The sequence below is a fragment of the Clostridium estertheticum genome (assembly GCF_018861295.1).
Taxonomy (GTDB): domain Bacteria; phylum Bacillota; class Clostridia; order Clostridiales; family Clostridiaceae; genus Clostridium_AD; species Clostridium_AD estertheticum_D.
Window position 1 is genome coordinate 334,688 of record NZ_JAHLDM010000002.1, and the last position, 17,003, is coordinate 351,690.

Below are 17,003 nucleotides of genomic sequence, written 5' to 3' on the forward strand. Positions count from 1 at the left end.
CTTTAGCCCAAATCATATTCCATTAATTTTAGCTTTTTCATCTCATTTCTTAATTATATTCTTAAGCATTCCTCTATCTGAGATAGTCAAGTAATGAAGGTTGAAGTACCTTAGCACTAGTTTGAAGCGATGCTGTATATATTGTTTGCATGGTAGCATATTCCATTGCTTTTTCTGTAATATCTATATCCTCTGTGCTAGTAAGAACTTTTGTCATATTAGCATTTTGATCTTCATTTCTAGCTAAAGCACTTTCCATTCCATTTTGCTTAGCACCAACCTCTGAACGCAATTTTAATACATTTGTCATTACAGCTTGAATACCAGTTAAATCTGCTCCATTCAGATCTGCAATATCAGTAGCAACTGTAGACCCAAGATGACTTGTAATATTATTTAGTAAATCACTAAGCTTTGTTGCACCTCCATTGTTTATAACGTCTGTTGCTGTTACATTATAATCCATAGTTACCCCTTGTGACACTTCAACTGATAATTTGGAACCTATCTGACTTAATTTAACAAGATCTGTTGGTAAATTCAATTGCGTATTATTAGCAGCATCTTTAGTTGAATCCGTAGGCTTATCAGTTCCTCTTGTTCCACCAAATATATATTTACCATCAAACGTTGTATTTAGAATTTGAGAAAGTTCTCCAACCTTTTCATTAATTTCATCCTTAATAGCACCTCTTTCATCTACTCCATGGCCAGCATCACCAGCTGATACTAAAAGTTCTTGAATTCTAGTAGCTACATTTCCTATTTGACCCAGTGCCGTATCTGTCATGTCAAGCCAAGTTGATGTGTCTTTGATGTTTTTATTGTATTGTATATTTGAAGCTATATCTGAATTTATTTGCATTATCTTAGATGCTTTAGTTGGGTCATCCGAGGCCTTTCGTATTTGTTTACCTGTAGCCATTTGAGTTTGCAATGTGCTTAAACTATTTAAATTTGTTTTCATATCCCTTAAAAAATTATTTGAAAGCATTTTATTGGTTATTCTCATATCTTCACCCCTTATGTAATAGACTTCTACTATTATTTACTTCTTTAAACCATTAACAATTAAATCTAGAAGTTCATCAACCGTTGAAATAATCTTCGCATTTGCTGCGTAAGCATGTTGATATTGAACTAAATTAGCCATTTCCTCATCCAAGGATACACCTGATATAGACGTTCTTGATTCCTCTAGCTTTGAAAGTTGTAATGTATGGTTTGTAACATTTTGTCTTGCATCTTGGACTTTTATAGCTAAACCATTCACGATAGTTGTAAAATAACTACCGGTAGTCATACCATCTGCGGCTGAACTAATAGTCAACAATTTTGCACTATCTCCTTCGGCACTAACTCCACTAAGGAAATCACTTCTTGTTGACGTAGGGGTTATACCTTGAATTTTCAACTTCACATCTTTAAGTTTCGCAATGGCTGCTGCCCTAGTTCCATCAATTGATCCTGGAGAGTTACCTGTTCCAACCTTAATAAGCATAGGATCGTTAACAATTAGTGAATTAACCGTAATATTTCCTGCTGTAATTTCTGCTTCTCCGTCAGCTGTAGGTTTAGCACTATTAACAAAAAAATTAAGAACATTTGTGGCTGTATCACCACTAGCAGTACTTGAACCGCTATGAACCGCATTTACAGAAAAAGCAATCCCCTTAGCTAAATTATTTAATTGATTCACGTACGTATCTATATCTTCTTGCACAGACATGTACCCTTTTAATTCTCCTGTTGTTGGGTTAAATAGTTGATAAGCTGTTCCGGTAGCTGATGGAACCTTTGTGCCAACGATATCTCCACCAATAAATTCCTTTCCATCAATTCTAGCACCATCTTTGTCTACTGCATAACCATCCTTATCCGCCACAAGCACTCTGCCTTGATCTAAACTTGCATATGCACTATCACTTAACTTCATTGTCATAGTTACCTTATTATTGTCTGACGACATATCGCCATTTTTATAATAAGTTACATCATATGTTCCATCGGTCGTAACAGCTCCAGCTGCATCCTTTGACGGTGTAATACTACTAACATAAGAAAATCTCTTAACATTATCAGTTGAATCAGATTTTACAAGAGTTAGATCGCCAGTGGCACCATCAGTAGCCTTTAAATCTTCTCCCCCATATGTTTTTTTGTCAATTGTAATACCAAATTTTGCACTCAGCTTATCTTCAAGTAAGTCCCTTTTGTCCATTAAATCATTCGGCTCATCTCCACCAATCTTTACTGCTTTGATTTGTTGATTTAAGTTATCTATTTGATTTAACATACTGTTTATATCCACTACATCTTGTTTTATAACCGCTTTACAGTCATCCTTTACTGTTTTCAACTGATTATAGATACTATTTAGTTGATCAGTTAATGCTTTAGATTGCTGTGCGACCACAGTTCTTGTATTGGAAAGTTGTGGACTTGTTGAGAGTGTTTGCCAAGAGGCATAAACCTTATCTATTAAAGTTGATACACCAGTATCACTAAGTCCATTAAAAACTGTTTCAACCTGTGATAAAACATTCTCTTTTCCCTCATTTAATCCCATGGTACCATTTTCCGCTCTTACCTGATAATCTAAATAGGTGTCTCTAATTCTTGATATAGACGAAATCTGTACACCAGTGCCTAGTTGTCCTGGACTTGTATTACTTGGCCTCGTAGTCTCCATAGTAACCCTTTGCCTTGAGTACCCATCTGTGTTAGCATTAGCTATATTATGACTTGTTACATCTATTGCTCCTTGTTGAGCGGTCAAACCTCTTACTCCTACGTTTAACGTTGAAAATAATCCTGACATAATCTCACCTCCTACTATCTTTTTACTTTACCGTATCCATTATAAGTTTTTGATTCGCGTACTGGATTTAATACATTTAACATTCGATTTGTAAAACTAAGTCCTTGTCTTATAAGTAACTCGTTTGTGTCCTTTTGTAATACTACAGCTTGTAATAACAATTTAATTGCATGGAAATTCTTTTCAAGTTCAATATCTTTCGCCGCTTCAATTATTGGTCCCATAGCTTTATTCTCGGTAATTTTCCTTCGTAGCACTTCCATGTGAGCTATGTTTTTGTTTGCTTCTTTAATTTTATTTACGCAAGCTTCCATTCCAAATACATCATTAGTAACTATGTTTTTATGTTGGTTTTCAAGTTCCAATAAAAGAACATTAAGCGCCTGCGTTTCGTTTATCATAACATCATTTAGTTTTTGCATCATAACTAAATATCTCTCCCCTTCATGTTATCAATAATTCTTTTAGCTACTAATTTTGAATCCACGTTGTAGGTACCATTATTTAATTTGTTTTTGATATCTACTATTTTCTCATTAGAATTAACTGATTTACCATCTAATGCTAAAGCACTTAAATTTTTTCCTGCTGCTGACAACTCTATGGTATCTTTTGGTATTGCAGTAGCCTTCACCTCTGCTTTAACAGTATTTTTTTTGTAAAAGTTAATTACATTAGGTTTTACTCCATCTATTTTCATTTTTTTCACTCCTAGCTTTTTATATCTTTGAGCCTCTAATTTCTTATCTACTTCTATTATCGTATAGAATTCTGTAAAGTTTATACGATAAACAAAAAAAGGAATAAATTTTCTTTATTCCTTTTTATATAGTATGTAATTTCAGATCTATTCTGTTAGAGTTTTAACTCTTTCTTCTCCACTAATTATACTAGTAATTCTAACTCCAAAATTCTCGTCTACTACTACAACTTCGCCGTATGCTACTTTTTTGCCATTTACTAATATATCTACTGGCTCTTCTGCCAATTTATCAAGCTCAATTAAAGATCCAGTACCAAGATTTAAAATATCTCTTATATTCTTTTTAGTTTTACCAAGCACTACAGAAATTTCTAATTGAACATCTAATATTAAATCAATGTTTCTAGGATTATTATAAAGTGGTGCTTTTTTTAGAGGCTGAAAAGCTGCTTTGCGAACCTCTACTTGTGGCTCTTGTCTTTCAATTGGTTTCGCATAATATTCTTGTTGTGGAGCTTCTTGTGCACTCCTTTGTTCATATTGTGGTTCCTCTACATGTACTTCTGGTATTTTTGTTTCAATTTGAGGTTCAACTACTTTCGCTGGCTCTTCACTAACTTCAGTACCCATCATAATAGAGACTATTTTTTTAGCAGTTTCTATAGGAAGTACTTGCATTATAACACTATCAACCAATGTACCTATAGTCATTTTAAAAGCTACCTGAACGACCTGCTCATCTTCACCTATCTCATCATTTAATGGTGAAGTACTCTCATCCCATATCTTAGATTGTGGAGGTGAGATATTAACTTCTCTTGCAAACATTGTTGCCATAGATGTCGCAGCAGATCCAATCATCTGATTCATAGCTTCTGATACAGCGCTAAGTTCAATTTCTGATAGCTCTGGTTTACCTTCTATGTTGCCATCTCCACCCATCATCAAACTAGCTATAACTGCTGCATCAGTATTCTTAATTACTAAAAGGTTCCCCCCCGCAATACCACTTGTAAATTTAACGTCTAAAGCAATATTGGGTATCTCAAATGTACCTCTTAGTTGTTTGAGTGTGCTTACCGTAACTACTGGCGTTGCAATGTTAACTGCTTGGCCTACAATAGTTGACAAAGCAGTAGATGCTGAGCCCATAGAAATATTTCCAACCTCACCTAACAAATCTTTCTCACTATCTGTCAATTCAAATGATTCTATAGATTCAGTCTTTATATCTTTGTCCGCACTTATGTCCTTAGTATCTGCTACCTCAGCCGAGTTCGCTGCTAATGCAGCTTCTTCTTTTGCAGAGTCTGTAGTTGGAGCTTTATCCGCACCGTCTCCATTTAAGAGAGCGTCGATTTCTTCTTGTGAAAGAAAGCCGTTACTCATAATTTTCCACATCCTTATCTATTATATCTATTATCTCAATTCCCCTGTTTTTGCCTATAGTACCAGGTTTGCCAGTATAACATAAATGATCTTCAACAAATAGATTAACTTGGCTATCACTTGAATTATCCAGAGTTATTACATCACCTTCAGTTAATTGAAGAAACTCATCTACTGTAATATTAGTACTACCTAGTACTCCAGTTATTGGAACACTTACTATATTTAGTCTACTTTTCAATCTATTTCTAGATTCATTCACAACATCTTCATCATTTTCTCTAAACCAATATTGAACAACTAGTTTATCAAGTACCTTTTCAATACTTAAATAAGGTATACACATATTTATAAATGTAGTATTTTTACCCATTTCTACCGAAAAAGTAATTAAAGCAACTGGTTCATTTGGTGCTAGTGTTTGATTAAGTGATGGATTAGTTTCTAATGCCTCAATCTCTGGTTCTACGTCCAAAACATCTTCCCAAGCAAGTTTCAAGTTAGCTATAAGTCCTGCATTAACATTTCGTAATATGTTTTTATCTATATCAGAAAATTCTTTATTTGCAACCTTCCTATTCCCCATTCCCCCTAAGAGTATATCAATTACTTGAAAAGAAAACTGAGGATTAGTTTCAAATAATATAGAGCCACTTAAAGGTGGCATCTTAAATACAGTTAAAATAGTAGGGTTAGGAATTGAATGAATAAATTCCTCATAGGTTATTTGCTGAATGCTTTGAATTTGAATCTTTACATTATTTCTTAGCTGTGCAGATAAATAACTTGATATTATTCTTCCATAATTATCATGAATTAACTCAAGCGTTCTCAAGTGATCTTTTGAGAACTTTTGAGGACTCTTAAAATCATATAATTTAACTTTATGCTTTTCTTCTTCATTTGGAATCTGATCTGGCTCTATTTCCCCAGAAGATAGGGCAGATAGAAGTGAATCTATTTCACTTTGTGATAATACCTCTGCCATAATTCTACCTCATTCCCCTGTAATATAATTGTAATATTTAACTTACTCTTAATACCTTACCATTTTAATTTTCAGTAAAATCTTCTCAAGATAAGACTTATCTTACGATAAGTCTTATTTCCTTGTAAAGTCTTATCCTTCGATAAGTTTACCAATATCAATTAATGTGACTATTCTATCCTTAAAGTTTATTATTCCTTTAATATAGGCTTTATCTTTATCAGTTTCAATTTTCTCAATTAAATTTGCTTCAATTTCTAATACTTCATCAACTTGGTCTACAGTTACTCCAACAGACTCTTCTTTTAGATTTAAAATAATAATATTTTCTTGGTCTACGCTGCCCTTTTCAATATCTAAAAGGAGATTAATATCTAAAAGGGAAATTATATTACCTCTTAGATTAATTAGTCCCTTTATGTAGGCTGCAGATTTAGGCACATTTGTGATTTCCATCATATCATTAATGCTTTGAACACTTGATGCTTCAACTGCAAACTGTTCCTCATTAACTTTAAATACAACTACTTGCATAACTCTCCCCCTTTAACCCAAAACTTTTTTTATTGCCTCAAGTACTCTATCTGATTGGAATGGTTTAACTATAAAATCTCTTGCACCAGCTCTTATTGCATCCATAACCATAGTCTGTTGGCCCATTGCACTACACATAATTACTTTTGCTGCTGGATCAAATGCCTTAATCGCTTTAACGGCCTCTATTCCATCCATTTCAGGCATAGTAATATCCATAGTAACAATATCTGGTTTTTCTGTCTTATATAATTCTACACCCTTTAATCCATTACTTGCTTCTCCTACAATTTCAAATCCGTTTTTTTCCAATATATCTTTTATCATCATTCTCATAAACGCAGCGTCATCAACAATTAATACTCTAGCCATTTTATAATACCTCCAATTAGTTTACACCTAGTGAATTTAATATTTTTTCAAGTGATCCGGGCATTGGTATATAATAAAAATGCCCTCTTATTTTTTCATTTTCCTGTAAAAAGTTTGTTTCTAAATCAAGTATATACTCGTCAAATTGACCCGATTCAATAAAGGTTGTTGAGAGTATTGCTGCCATCATATCTAGCGCTACTGCTGGAACAGAAGGCCTAACCTCAAGTTTTGTAAGTTCTGCTATTGCATTCATGAAAGAACTTGAAATAATATTTCCAATCTCACAGAGTGCTGAGTTTCCAAGCTCTGTTATTTGCTGTTGCTCTTCCCCTACAAGTTTTGATATGATTTTTAGAGCAACATCCTTTTCCAAAGTAAACAATATATTACCCGGTATATCTCCGAGTACTCGCACAACAACACCAATTACCACTACTTCCACGTCTATACTTGAAAAGATATCATCAAATGGAATAATGTTTACTGCTGGCACACTCATATCTACTTTTTCATTCAGTAACTCTGATAAAGCAGTAGCTGCATTCCCTGCGCCAATATTTCCCACTTCTTGTAGAACATCAAGCTGCATAGTAGTAAGCTCAGAATAATCCATATTATGCCCTCCTTAGACTAAAGCAGCAACATCAAGTATCAATGTAACAAGTCCATCTCCTAAAATTGTTGCTCCTATATATTCTTTTAATCCGTGTAATGTTTGCCCTAATGGCTTTATTACAATTTCTTGTTGTCCTAGAAGTGAATCCACTAAAAGGCCCACTGTTTTTTCTCCAACTTTTACAATAACAATATACCTCTTTGCAATTTCAATATTCTTTATTTCCATTTTTTCATTTACTCTTACAAGTGGAATTACAATATCATTGTATACAATAACTTCTTTATTATTAGTCTTCTTAATTAACTCTACTTTATAATCTATTACTCTATCAATATATCCAAGAGAGATAGCCATAGTTTCATTACCAACTTTTACTAGTAATGCCTGAATTATTTGTAGTGTCAATGGTAATCTTATAATAAAAGATGTACCTTTGTCAATCTCACTTATAGCATCTACAGTTCCACCTAGTGCAGCAATTTTAGTTTTAACAACATCCATGCCCACTCCACGCCCGGATATATCTGTTACTTTGTCATTAGTACTAAACCCTTGTGCAAAAATTAAATTTTTTACATCAGCATCTGTCATACCTTCAGTATTTATACCAGATTCATTTGCTTTTACCTTTATTCTCTCTACATCCAGGCCTGCACCATCGTCTTCAACCTTTATAATTGCTTTAGTTCCTTCAGCATAAGCTATAAGCTTAATTGTGCCAACCGGACTTTTTCCTTTAGCAATTCGCACGCTACTAGGCTCAACACCGTGATCTGCTGCATTACGAAGCAAATGAAGTAATGGTTCTCCTATTTCATCAATAACGGTTCTATCAAGTTCTGTCTCCTGTCCTTGAATTACAAGTTCCATATCTTTATTAAGGTTTTTTGATATATCGCGAATCATCCTTGGGAATCTATTAAATACTACTTCTAGTGGCAACATTCTAATCTTCATTACCAAATCTTGAAGCTCAGACGTAGCTCTAGCTACTTGTTCTAAAGTTTCATTTAAATCAGTTAGTTTATGAACGCTACTTATTTGTTCTAGTCTTGTCCTATGAATTACAAGTTCTGATACCATATTCATAAATTTATCTAGCCTATCCAGTTCAACTCTAACAGATTGATGCGCTTTTTTATGAGCTACAACTTCCTTCTTGTCTTTGTTTTTACCATCTACCATAGGCTTGCTTTTGACAACTTCTGTTTTAGCTTCAGGAGCTTTTTCAATCCCTTTAACTTCCACTAATTTATCAGATAGAGTAGCTGCAGTACTGTCAATATCAACATCTTCCACATTTGCTTTTTCTACTTCAGATATATTCAGTAAAATATCAGTAACTTCAGCTTTTTCTTTAGTAGTTAGATAAATTAAATTTATTTCAAATTCAAAATTCTCATCTTCTAAATCCTCAGCGCCTGGTACAGATTTTATTATCTCTCCGTATTCTTCTAAGCTCTTAAAAATGAGAAATGCCCTAGCTGCTTTTAGTAAAGTGTTTTCACTTATTATAATCTTTACGTCAAATGCGTTATACATTTTTTCTTTTGCTTGTTTTATAACATCAATATCATATTCATTAAGACTTACTCTCTCGCTTTTATCATCGTCACTAATACTTTGTGGCGTATTTTCAATTTTCTTTTCATCGACTTTTGGATTTTCACCAATCTCAGCCATTTCAAGTAGATCCTTTAATATCTCATCTATTGAAATCTCCTCTGAAACATCTTCCGAAATATTATTCACCATTTTTTCTAAAGTGTCTAGGCACCTAAATAGAACAGTTACAACTTTTTCTGTTACTTTAAGTTTACCCTCACGAAATTCTGATAAAATATTCTCCATATTGTGGGTTAATTCAGCCATTTGACTAAAACCCATGGTTGCTGCCATTCCCTTTATAGTATGAGCTACCCTAAATATTTCATTTAACTTATCTATATCTTCTGGATTTTGTTCGAGCTCAAGAAGCGACTCATTCAATGTTTGTAAATTTTCCATAGACTCTTCTAAGAACATTGACATATATTGTGATGTATCCATTTTATCCCCCTCATTATTTCTTAATGCTTGTCCACCTATAATTTTTTATAGATAAATGTGGATGCTTTTTCAAATCCATACTCTTTATAATTATATATACTTTCAGTGGCACCTACAAATAATAAACCACCTTTTTTTAATGAATCACTTATTTTTTTATATATTTTATCCTTAACATCTTGATTAAAATAAATAACTACATTTCTGCACACTACTAAATCAAAATTTTTATCGAAACTATCTAAAATAAGATCATGTTTCTTAAATTCAACCATTTTTTTAATTTGAGGACTAATTATGTATTTGTCCCCATTAACTACAAAATATTTGTCCATAAATTGTTTGGGAACATTTTTAACTTCTGAATAAACATACTCTCCATTTTTCGCTTTTTGAAGTATTGTACTATCAATGTCTGTAGCTATAATTTTATGATTTCCGCTAGAATTTAAATTATCTACAATCATAGCTAATGAATAAGGCTCAGCTCCAATAGAACATGCTGCGCTCCAAATTTTAAGTCCTGAGTTATATGGGAGTTCTGACTTAATTTTTTTGGAAAGTTCATCAAATATTTCAGGATTTCTAAAAAATTCTGTTACATTTATTGTTATAAAATCTAAAAACTTCTGTTTTTGAGCAGGATCTTTTTTAAGTAAACCAATATACTCCTCTACAGAATTAACTCCCACTCTTGACATTAAGCTCAAAATTCGTCTGTGCAATTGATTAGATTTATACGCTGACAAATCTATACTATATTCTTTTAAGACCCAATGTTGAAAATCTATTAAATCCATTAGCGTTTGCTCATCTCCCCATTACAACCTTATTTATTTCCTGCGCAATATTTTCTAGCGGTACGACTTCATCGACTTTACCAGTCTCAAAAGCAGCCTTTGGCATGCCATATATGGTGCAGGTAGATTCATGTTCTGCCATAGTAATTCCGCCATTGTCTTTAATAGCTGCGGTACCTTTTGCACCATCACGTCCCATCCCAGTAAGTATAACGCTTAAAAGCCGAGAACCATAGACTGCTGTTGCTGATATAAAGAGCTTATCTACCGCAGGCCTAACCCCCCAGATAGTTGGTTCAGTATTTAAATGTATTTTCTTATCACGGCCTACCTCCATATGATATCCACCAGGCGCAATATAAACTACATTTTTTTGGATTAAATCACCATCAGAGGCTTCAACAACTTTTAATTTACTATTTAAATTAAGCCTCTGTGCAAAAGCCTTTGTAAAACCAGTTGGCATATGTTGCACTACTAAAACTGGTACTCCTATATTATCGGGCAATACTGTTATTACTTTATATAATGCTTTGGGACCACCAGTAGATGCTCCAATAACTACAGCCTCAATACTTGCAGCTGCTACCTTTAACGGTCTCTCTATAGTATTCTTAGATACTACTTTATTTATATTATTTTTTTTTTCAAAGGCCATAGTAGTTCTGCTTTCACTTTGCATATAAGCTAATTTTATTTTTTGAACCAATTCATCTTTAACTTTATTTATATCTAATGATATTGCCCCAGAGGGTTTTGCAATAAAATCAAAGGCGCCTAGTGCAAGGCACTGCATAGTTAACTCTGTACTAGCCTCAGAGCTACTGCTAAGCATTATAGCTTGTACATTCCTGTTAGCTATTTTTAATTTCTTCAGCGTCGTTATACCATCCATATGAGGCATTTCAATATCCAAAGTTATTACGTCAGGTACCAAGCGTTCTATTTTTGATAATATTTCTTCGCCATTTCTTGCTGTGCCTATAACTTCCATTTCTGTTTCAGCATTAATCATATCTGAAATTATTTTTCTCATTAATGCTGAATCATCTACTACAAAAACTTTTATCTTGTTAACCATTATATATCACCCTCTGCTTTTGTTTAAATCATCTCCTGGGTTGCTTCCCATTGACGACTTCAGAAGGATATTTGTACTCCCACTGAAGTTCTGTATCTGTTAGAGGATATAACTCCCAATTATAAAAATGGGAAACCTTCCTTCTGAAATGTCGTTAAATCTCCACGGTTCCTATTCCTACCGTCCTAATAGACAGTAGACCATTAGTTGTATCAAATATTAAAGTTCTGCCTTTATTACCACCGATGTCTTCCGCGAGTAGTGGGATAGATAGCATTTTCAGAGTATTTTTCACTGCTATACTATTTCTATTACCAATATCCATAATTATACTTTTATCTGAAAAATTAAACATTGACGCTCCACCTGCTATTTTAGCCCTCATATTAGATAACTTCGCACCTTTACTAATCATTTTGTTAACTAAAATAGGTATAGCCAAATCCGCAAACTTTATTTCATTTGTTATTTTATTAAACTGGCTACTGTCTGGAAGCATTATGTGTGCTAGTCCTGCAATTCCTATATATTTATCAAAAATTGCGATGCCCACGCAAGATCCAAGCCCAACAGTTATTAACTTATCTGGTGAAAACACTACATTTAAATCTGCAATTCCTACTTTTATCTCATTATATTCCATAATTACACCCTATTTTATAATATTTGTATTTTTTCTTCATCAGTCAATATAGCTGAAATGTTTAAATATATAATTATTTTACCATCTATTTTAATAAGTCCTTTAATGTATCTTTTAGATATTCCTGTAATTATCTCTGGTGAATCTTCTATATTGTCCTTACCTACATCTTTAACTTCTGACACAAAATCAACTATTATGCCTATCTTACTGTCTTTTTGCTTTGTAACTATTATTTTAGAATCCTTGCCAATTTCAGATGCTTCTAGATTAAATCTTTTGGTTAATGTTATAATCGGTAAAATGCTATCTTCATAATTTATTACACCTTCAATAAATTGTGGTGAATCTGGAACTTTAGTTGACTTTTCATATTCGAGTATTCGCTCTACTTCTAAAATGTTTGTAGCATACTGCTCCCCATTTACGCTGAAAACAAGTACCTTAATATCTTCCTGCTTCATATTTAACCCTCCTAACCTTGTAATTTCTCAACTATTAATTCCCTATCCTTATCTATAAAGGCATGAATATCTTTGCTAAGAACATCAAGGACATATTCTCTTTCGCCTATAATAAATCTAGTGTTAGGGTAAGCAAGATCTGCCCATATATGCCCATTTTTTTCTACAATAAGTTTTGTCGACACTCCCCCGTGTCCTCCAACTACTTTGCATTTAATTTCTTTACCCGCTTTTATAACTCCCCCACGAGCCAAGCTTTTATCCTGCTGAAATAATATACTACCGCTTGCCACAAGTTGTGAAACATATTCACCTTTGCCAGTAAAAATAATATTACCCGAACTCTTAATTGTTGAGTCTTGTGAGTAGTCTAATACTACATCCACGGGAAGCTTTAAATTCATTTCCATTTTTTCAATTTTATTTTCTATAATTGTCACAACATCATTTAATTCCTCGAAATCAACAATATTAAGAGGTGCAAGATTTAGTATTTTATGTTTTATTATAAATATTAATTCATCTTCAGCATTTTCTAGTTCCATTATTCTTTTAACTACTTTAATTGCAGTTTGAGGAAGTTTCTTAAATTTACTTTCAAGTAATATTTTAATAAGTTCTCCATCATTATTATTTTTTCTTATAATATTTATCCCTTTTACTTGCCTTATGGATGCTATTAATTTTAACATGTCTTCTTTCATGCTTTTTATATCATTTAGAAATTCTAAATTTAATACATCTTCTTTTCCAGATGAAATATTTGAATGAATTACATTACCCTTAATCACAACATCACCAGACGCTTTAATCTCAGCTTCCGCTACATTGTTTTTTATCAAAATAGAATTACCTGATTCTACTTTCATACCCTCACGTACACTTCCGCTTATAACTATATCACCAACAAATTGAATATTCCCTGTTTTTAATTCTACATCCCCATTTACTTCATAAGTTTTATAAACGAAAAAAGTACTTCCCCTAAGCGATGGTCTACCTTTACTAGTTGCAGTCACCGTAAACTCATCTGTAAGTTCACACCCTTCTCCTACTCCAAGTGTTAAACTTTTAGAATTTTTAGCCTTTATTACCTTACCATTAATATCTATTCCATCTTCTCCACTTTTACCACGATGAAGGATAGCTAAGACCTGTCCTTTTTCTACGCCTTCTACTGTTCCTATAGCTTTGTAGTCAATAACCTCATCATTGTTATAATCCTTATGACCGCCATCATACTTTACTTCTAGTCTATCATCTATTGTATCTATTACTTTCTTCCCGTTTGCAATAATCAACTGGGAAACTTCATCTTCTTTTGAACATTTTATAACAACCATCTTCAAAATACCATATTTAATTTTATTGTTTAATAATTCATTACTAATTTCTGCCTCTGTAAATTTTGGCGGCATAATTTTTTCTTTTACTTCTGACTCTATTAATACTGAATTTTTAGGTGGACTATCTTTTAATTTATACGTTATAGTAGGTTTATACTTTATACTAATATAAGCTTCCATATTGTCTGGACTCGTCCTTAAATCTAAAAAACGACTAGCTTCATCTTCTTTTAGAAATACTTCAATAATATCTTCTTTTTTCACATTGACATGCAAAGTTACTTTTTCTCCATTTACAGTTAATGTAATATCATTAATGTTAGCATTAGAAATCACAGCCAGTTTCCCGCCATCATACGGATTTTTCACTATGATTTTACCATTTTTAATTTCTATAGTTCCATCTTTTTCATTATGAGTATCTGTTTTAATATCATCCTTTTGAGCAAAGTCTAATTTTAGACTTCCTTCATCAGTCATCCCATCTATAGAATCGATAGAAATTATAACATGTTTCTTAAATAAGCCTCTTTTTTCCTCAAGTATTGAATATTTAATTAGTTCTTTCGAAACGCCTAAACTAAGACTTGCATTTTTTAAACACTCCTTAACATTAGATCCTTCAAATTTTTGAAGTTCTGGCCTATCATCCACTTATACCACCTCTTTCTATATAGAAATTATGCAATAATCATTTTGTGGTATCCCACGCATCTTAATGTTTTATTTATTTATCGTTCTATTCGAAATAAACTTTACAAATTTCTGTTTATTCTCTTTTAATTCATCATCAAACCCTAACATTATTGCTTTTATTATTGAATTTTCTGATGAATTAAAAGAAAATCCATCCACGCTTTCTATTGGAAGAACCTTAGGTGATGTCCCTGAAATAAACAAACCATTATATGATTTAAGGTCCTTTTCAAAAACATCTTTCTCTATAAATTTTATATCTAATTTTTCACAAGTTTTTATAATAAATTGTCTTGTAATTCCAGGTAATACATTAATACCTCTTGAGGTTACAACTGTAGTTCCTTTCACCATAAAAATATTTGATTTACTACCCTCTGTAATATATCCAGCATTATCAACTAAGATTGCTTCATATACATTTTCACTCATTATTTTCAAATTTACATTTTCACGAAATTCATTATTAATAACCTTCGCATTGGGATTACTTCTCTCACCATGATAAGTAATAGTTTTTACGCCCTCTATGTATTGATTTTTTGTTGGATATGAGTGTTTCATAAAATATACTAAAAACTTTTCATTAACCACTTTATTATAAAGGTTTTCATCATCTGGATTATAGTTTATAACTAATTTTAAATTTCCATCTTTTACTTTATTGTGACTTATTAATTTAATAACTCCATCTATAATTTGATTTCTCGTAATAGTTACCTTGTATTTCATAATTTTTGCAGAATTTTCAAGACGACTTAAGTGTTCCATAAAAAATATTGGAATTCCATCACTTACTCTTATAACCTCATATAATGATTTTCCAGCATCAGTACTGTAACTATCAAATTCTTCACTGCTTTTAAGTTCGTCCCCAAATAAAAAATACATTTCTGTACACTTTTCCATATAACTTCTCCTCCTTATTTTGAAGATATAACAATTAATATTTGTCATATCTTCCATGTTTATATTTTTATTATACTTTATATCTTATAAATAATCCTATTTCCATCTCAAAATTTCAATTTTATCATGTGTTTTTTTATAATTTATCAAATAAGGATGCCCTACTAAATTAAAAAGTGGTAAATCAGAGAGTGAATCGGAAAACATACATGAATTTTTAAAATCCACATCTATATTTTCTTTAAGCAAGACTTCTTTTAATCTTTTTACCTTTTCTTCACCCTTACAATTTTCACCTAAGATCTGATTTCTATGCAATCCGTTTTCTTTTATAAAACGAGTTCCTATTACTTTATCGACTTCCTTTATGTTATAGAGTTCACTTAAATAAAATTCAGCCGAAGCAGAAATTAAATAAATTTTGTACCCCTGGTTTTTCATTTTTTTTATGGTATCTATAGCGTCTTTATATAATATTTTACTTAAGCGTTTTTCATAAAATTCTTTAACAATTTTCTTCATATCATTTTCTTCTATACCGTCTATAAATCTTATAAAAGTCTTTTTTGTTTTCGAAGCATCATATATTTTAAAGACATAAAAAAGGGATGAAAATATGCTTTTAGGTAGATATTTTATATATTTTGGATTCTTCTTAAGCATGAAAATATAAAATTCTACTAAAGTTTCTCGTTTTGTTATTGTGTAATCCACATCAAAAATAGCTAATTTTTCTTTCAAATCTATACCTCCTTTAGAAATACCTTATAATATTATTACCTTAATGTTATTCTTAATACTGCAGCGACCCAAGAGATGATTTAATTTAAAAAAAAGCCGCTGCATTTGCAACGGCTCCCCCTAGAATTATTTTTCGTCTTTAATTAAATCTTCATAATATGCCGTTACTTCTGCAAATTCTTCATCTTCAGGTATAACTAATTCGCCTGTTTCTTCATCTCCAATTACCTTGAAAAGGTATATTGAATCATCTTCAGGGTTTTGAACTAAAGCATATTCATTTTCTTTATAAGTAAATCCATCTACTATTTCACATGGAACTACGTTACCATTTTCATCTTCTAAATCTACTGTTAATGCTTCGCCTTCGCCTTCTCCACATCCACAACCACAGCCTTCATGCTCATGTTCATGACCACCGCATCCACAACCTTCATTTTTTTCTTCAGTATCATGGCCACCGCATCCGCAACCTTTATTTTCATGGTCATGTTCGTGACCACCACATCCGCATGATGTATTTTTATCTTCATTCATAATGTAGTACCTCCTAGTTTCAGTATATCTTAATTCTACCCTAAAACATAAAATAATAAAAGGGTTTTTTAAATTAATTTTTATTAAATTAGTGTAAATGAAAAAGGAAGATGAAATTTAATTCATCTTCCTTTTTTAAAAAATTCTTAAATACTATTTTTCACTAGCAAGTTTTTTGTATCCTGCTAATCTTTCTTTAGCATCATTTTCTGTTTTAACAAATAATTCTTCTGCAACTTCTGGGAAACTTTTTGCAAGTGAAGAATATCTTACTTCGCCCATTAGGTAATCTCTAAATGAAGTAGTTG

General features: G+C 32.1%; 18 protein-coding genes. All 18 read right to left on the reverse strand.

The window, feature by feature from the left end:
• Positions 1-73: 73 nt before the first annotated feature.
• A complete protein-coding gene (gene flgL / locus KPL54_RS04040) occupies positions 74-1,012 on the reverse strand; it encodes a flagellar hook-associated protein FlgL (RefSeq protein ID WP_216104970.1) in 939 nt (312 codons plus the stop codon).
• 36 nt (positions 1,013-1,048) lie between these two features.
• The gene (gene flgK, locus KPL54_RS04045) at positions 1,049-2,821 is read right to left on the reverse strand and encodes a flagellar hook-associated protein FlgK (RefSeq protein ID WP_216104972.1); all 1,773 of its coding nucleotides are present in this window, start codon (positions 2,819-2,821) and stop codon (positions 1,049-1,051) included.
• 14 nt (positions 2,822-2,835) lie between these two features.
• Entirely contained in the window at positions 2,836-3,246 is a 411-nt protein-coding gene (gene flgN / locus KPL54_RS04050; RefSeq protein WP_216104974.1) for a flagellar export chaperone FlgN, read from the reverse strand.
• Positions 3,247-3,248: 2 nt separating this feature from the next.
• Positions 3,249-3,521 (reverse strand): flagellar biosynthesis anti-sigma factor FlgM, encoded by a 273-nt coding sequence (locus KPL54_RS04055; protein WP_216104976.1) that lies wholly within the window; start codon positions 3,519-3,521, stop codon positions 3,249-3,251.
• Positions 3,522-3,668: 147 nt separating this feature from the next.
• A complete protein-coding gene (gene fliY, locus KPL54_RS04060; protein ID WP_216104978.1) occupies positions 3,669-4,913 on the reverse strand; it encodes a flagellar motor switch phosphatase FliY in 1,245 nt (414 codons plus the stop codon).
• Positions 4,906-5,901: a flagellar motor switch protein FliM gene (fliM, locus tag KPL54_RS04065; RefSeq protein ID WP_216104980.1), complete on the reverse strand. Its 996-nt coding sequence runs from the start codon at positions 5,899-5,901 to the stop codon at positions 4,906-4,908. The genes fliY and fliM overlap by 8 nt, the downstream gene beginning before the upstream one ends.
• Before the next feature lie 132 nt (positions 5,902-6,033).
• Positions 6,034-6,435, reverse strand: a complete 402-nt coding sequence (locus KPL54_RS04070; protein ID WP_216104982.1) for a chemotaxis protein CheW — start codon at positions 6,433-6,435, stop codon at positions 6,034-6,036.
• 12 nt (positions 6,436-6,447) lie between these two features.
• Entirely contained in the window at positions 6,448-6,807 is a 360-nt protein-coding gene (locus KPL54_RS04075; protein ID WP_216104984.1) for a response regulator, read from the reverse strand.
• Positions 6,808-6,823: 16 nt separating this feature from the next.
• A complete protein-coding gene (locus KPL54_RS04080) occupies positions 6,824-7,423 on the reverse strand; it encodes a chemotaxis protein CheC (protein WP_216104986.1) in 600 nt (199 codons plus the stop codon).
• Positions 7,424-7,435: 12 nt separating this feature from the next.
• Positions 7,436-9,478: a chemotaxis protein CheA gene (locus KPL54_RS04085; RefSeq protein ID WP_216104989.1), complete on the reverse strand. Its 2,043-nt coding sequence runs from the start codon at positions 9,476-9,478 to the stop codon at positions 7,436-7,438.
• A 35-nt stretch (positions 9,479-9,513) separates the two neighbouring features.
• Complete coding sequence (locus KPL54_RS04090) at positions 9,514-10,278, reverse strand: CheR family methyltransferase (protein WP_216104991.1); 765 nt, start codon at positions 10,276-10,278, stop codon at positions 9,514-9,516.
• A 10-nt stretch (positions 10,279-10,288) separates the two neighbouring features.
• Complete coding sequence (locus tag KPL54_RS04095) at positions 10,289-11,359, reverse strand: protein-glutamate methylesterase/protein-glutamine glutaminase (protein ID WP_216104993.1); 1,071 nt, start codon at positions 11,357-11,359, stop codon at positions 10,289-10,291.
• Between the two features lie 154 nt (positions 11,360-11,513).
• A complete protein-coding gene (locus tag KPL54_RS04100) occupies positions 11,514-12,002 on the reverse strand; it encodes a chemotaxis protein CheD (RefSeq protein ID WP_216104995.1) in 489 nt (162 codons plus the stop codon).
• A 14-nt stretch (positions 12,003-12,016) separates the two neighbouring features.
• Positions 12,017-12,466 carry a chemotaxis protein CheW gene (locus tag KPL54_RS04105; protein ID WP_216104997.1) on the reverse strand — a complete coding sequence of 150 codons (450 nt, stop codon included), beginning with the start codon at positions 12,464-12,466 and terminating at the stop codon, positions 12,017-12,019.
• 11 nt (positions 12,467-12,477) lie between these two features.
• The gene (locus tag KPL54_RS04110; protein WP_216104999.1) at positions 12,478-14,466 is read right to left on the reverse strand and encodes a flagellar assembly protein A; all 1,989 of its coding nucleotides are present in this window, start codon (positions 14,464-14,466) and stop codon (positions 12,478-12,480) included.
• A 69-nt stretch (positions 14,467-14,535) separates the two neighbouring features.
• Positions 14,536-15,417 (reverse strand): aminotransferase class IV, encoded by an 882-nt coding sequence (locus KPL54_RS04115; RefSeq protein WP_216105002.1) that lies wholly within the window; start codon positions 15,415-15,417, stop codon positions 14,536-14,538.
• A gap of 96 nt (positions 15,418-15,513) precedes the next feature.
• Positions 15,514-16,158: an HAD-IB family hydrolase gene (locus KPL54_RS04120; protein ID WP_253203331.1), complete on the reverse strand. Its 645-nt coding sequence runs from the start codon at positions 16,156-16,158 to the stop codon at positions 15,514-15,516.
• Positions 16,159-16,284: 126 nt separating this feature from the next.
• Complete coding sequence (locus KPL54_RS04125; protein ID WP_216105003.1) at positions 16,285-16,695, reverse strand: DUF1292 domain-containing protein; 411 nt, start codon at positions 16,693-16,695, stop codon at positions 16,285-16,287.
• Positions 16,696-17,003: the final 308 nt, after the last annotated feature.

What these genes read in the sequence shown, in the direction of transcription:
- KPL54_RS04055 (WP_216104976.1), bottom strand. Translation starts at nt 3,521, where the DNA reads ATGAAAATAGATGGAGTAAAACCTAATGTAATTAACTTTTACAAAAAA.
- fliM (WP_216104980.1), bottom strand. Translation starts at nt 5,901, where the DNA reads ATGGCAGAGGTATTATCACAAAGTGAAATAGATTCACTTCTATCTGCC.
- KPL54_RS04105 (WP_216104997.1), bottom strand. Translation starts at nt 12,466, where the DNA reads ATGAAGCAGGAAGATATTAAGGTACTTGTTTTCAGCGTAAATGGGGAG.
- KPL54_RS04090 (WP_216104991.1), bottom strand. Translation starts at nt 10,278, where the DNA reads ATGGATTTAATAGATTTTCAACATTGGGTCTTAAAAGAATATAGTATA.
- KPL54_RS04070 (WP_216104982.1), bottom strand. Translation starts at nt 6,435, where the DNA reads ATGCAAGTAGTTGTATTTAAAGTTAATGAGGAACAGTTTGCAGTTGAA.
- flgK (WP_216104972.1), bottom strand. Translation starts at nt 2,821, where the DNA reads ATGTCAGGATTATTTTCAACGTTAAACGTAGGAGTAAGAGGTTTGACC.
- KPL54_RS04080 (WP_216104986.1), bottom strand. Translation starts at nt 7,423, where the DNA reads ATGGATTATTCTGAGCTTACTACTATGCAGCTTGATGTTCTACAAGAA.
- flgN (WP_216104974.1), bottom strand. Translation starts at nt 3,246, where the DNA reads ATGATGCAAAAACTAAATGATGTTATGATAAACGAAACGCAGGCGCTT.
- KPL54_RS04095 (WP_216104993.1), bottom strand. Translation starts at nt 11,359, where the DNA reads ATGGTTAACAAGATAAAAGTTTTTGTAGTAGATGATTCAGCATTAATG.
- KPL54_RS04075 (WP_216104984.1), bottom strand. Translation starts at nt 6,807, where the DNA reads ATGGCTAGAGTATTAATTGTTGATGACGCTGCGTTTATGAGAATGATG.
- flgL (WP_216104970.1), bottom strand. Translation starts at nt 1,012, where the DNA reads ATGAGAATAACCAATAAAATGCTTTCAAATAATTTTTTAAGGGATATG.
- KPL54_RS04085 (WP_216104989.1), bottom strand. Translation starts at nt 9,478, where the DNA reads ATGGATACATCACAATATATGTCAATGTTCTTAGAAGAGTCTATGGAA.
- KPL54_RS04100 (WP_216104995.1), bottom strand. Translation starts at nt 12,002, where the DNA reads ATGGAATATAATGAGATAAAAGTAGGAATTGCAGATTTAAATGTAGTG.
- KPL54_RS04125 (WP_216105003.1), bottom strand. Translation starts at nt 16,695, where the DNA reads ATGAATGAAGATAAAAATACATCATGCGGATGTGGTGGTCACGAACAT.
- KPL54_RS04115 (WP_216105002.1), bottom strand. Translation starts at nt 15,417, where the DNA reads ATGGAAAAGTGTACAGAAATGTATTTTTTATTTGGGGACGAACTTAAA.
- fliY (WP_216104978.1), bottom strand. Translation starts at nt 4,913, where the DNA reads ATGAGTAACGGCTTTCTTTCACAAGAAGAAATCGACGCTCTCTTAAAT.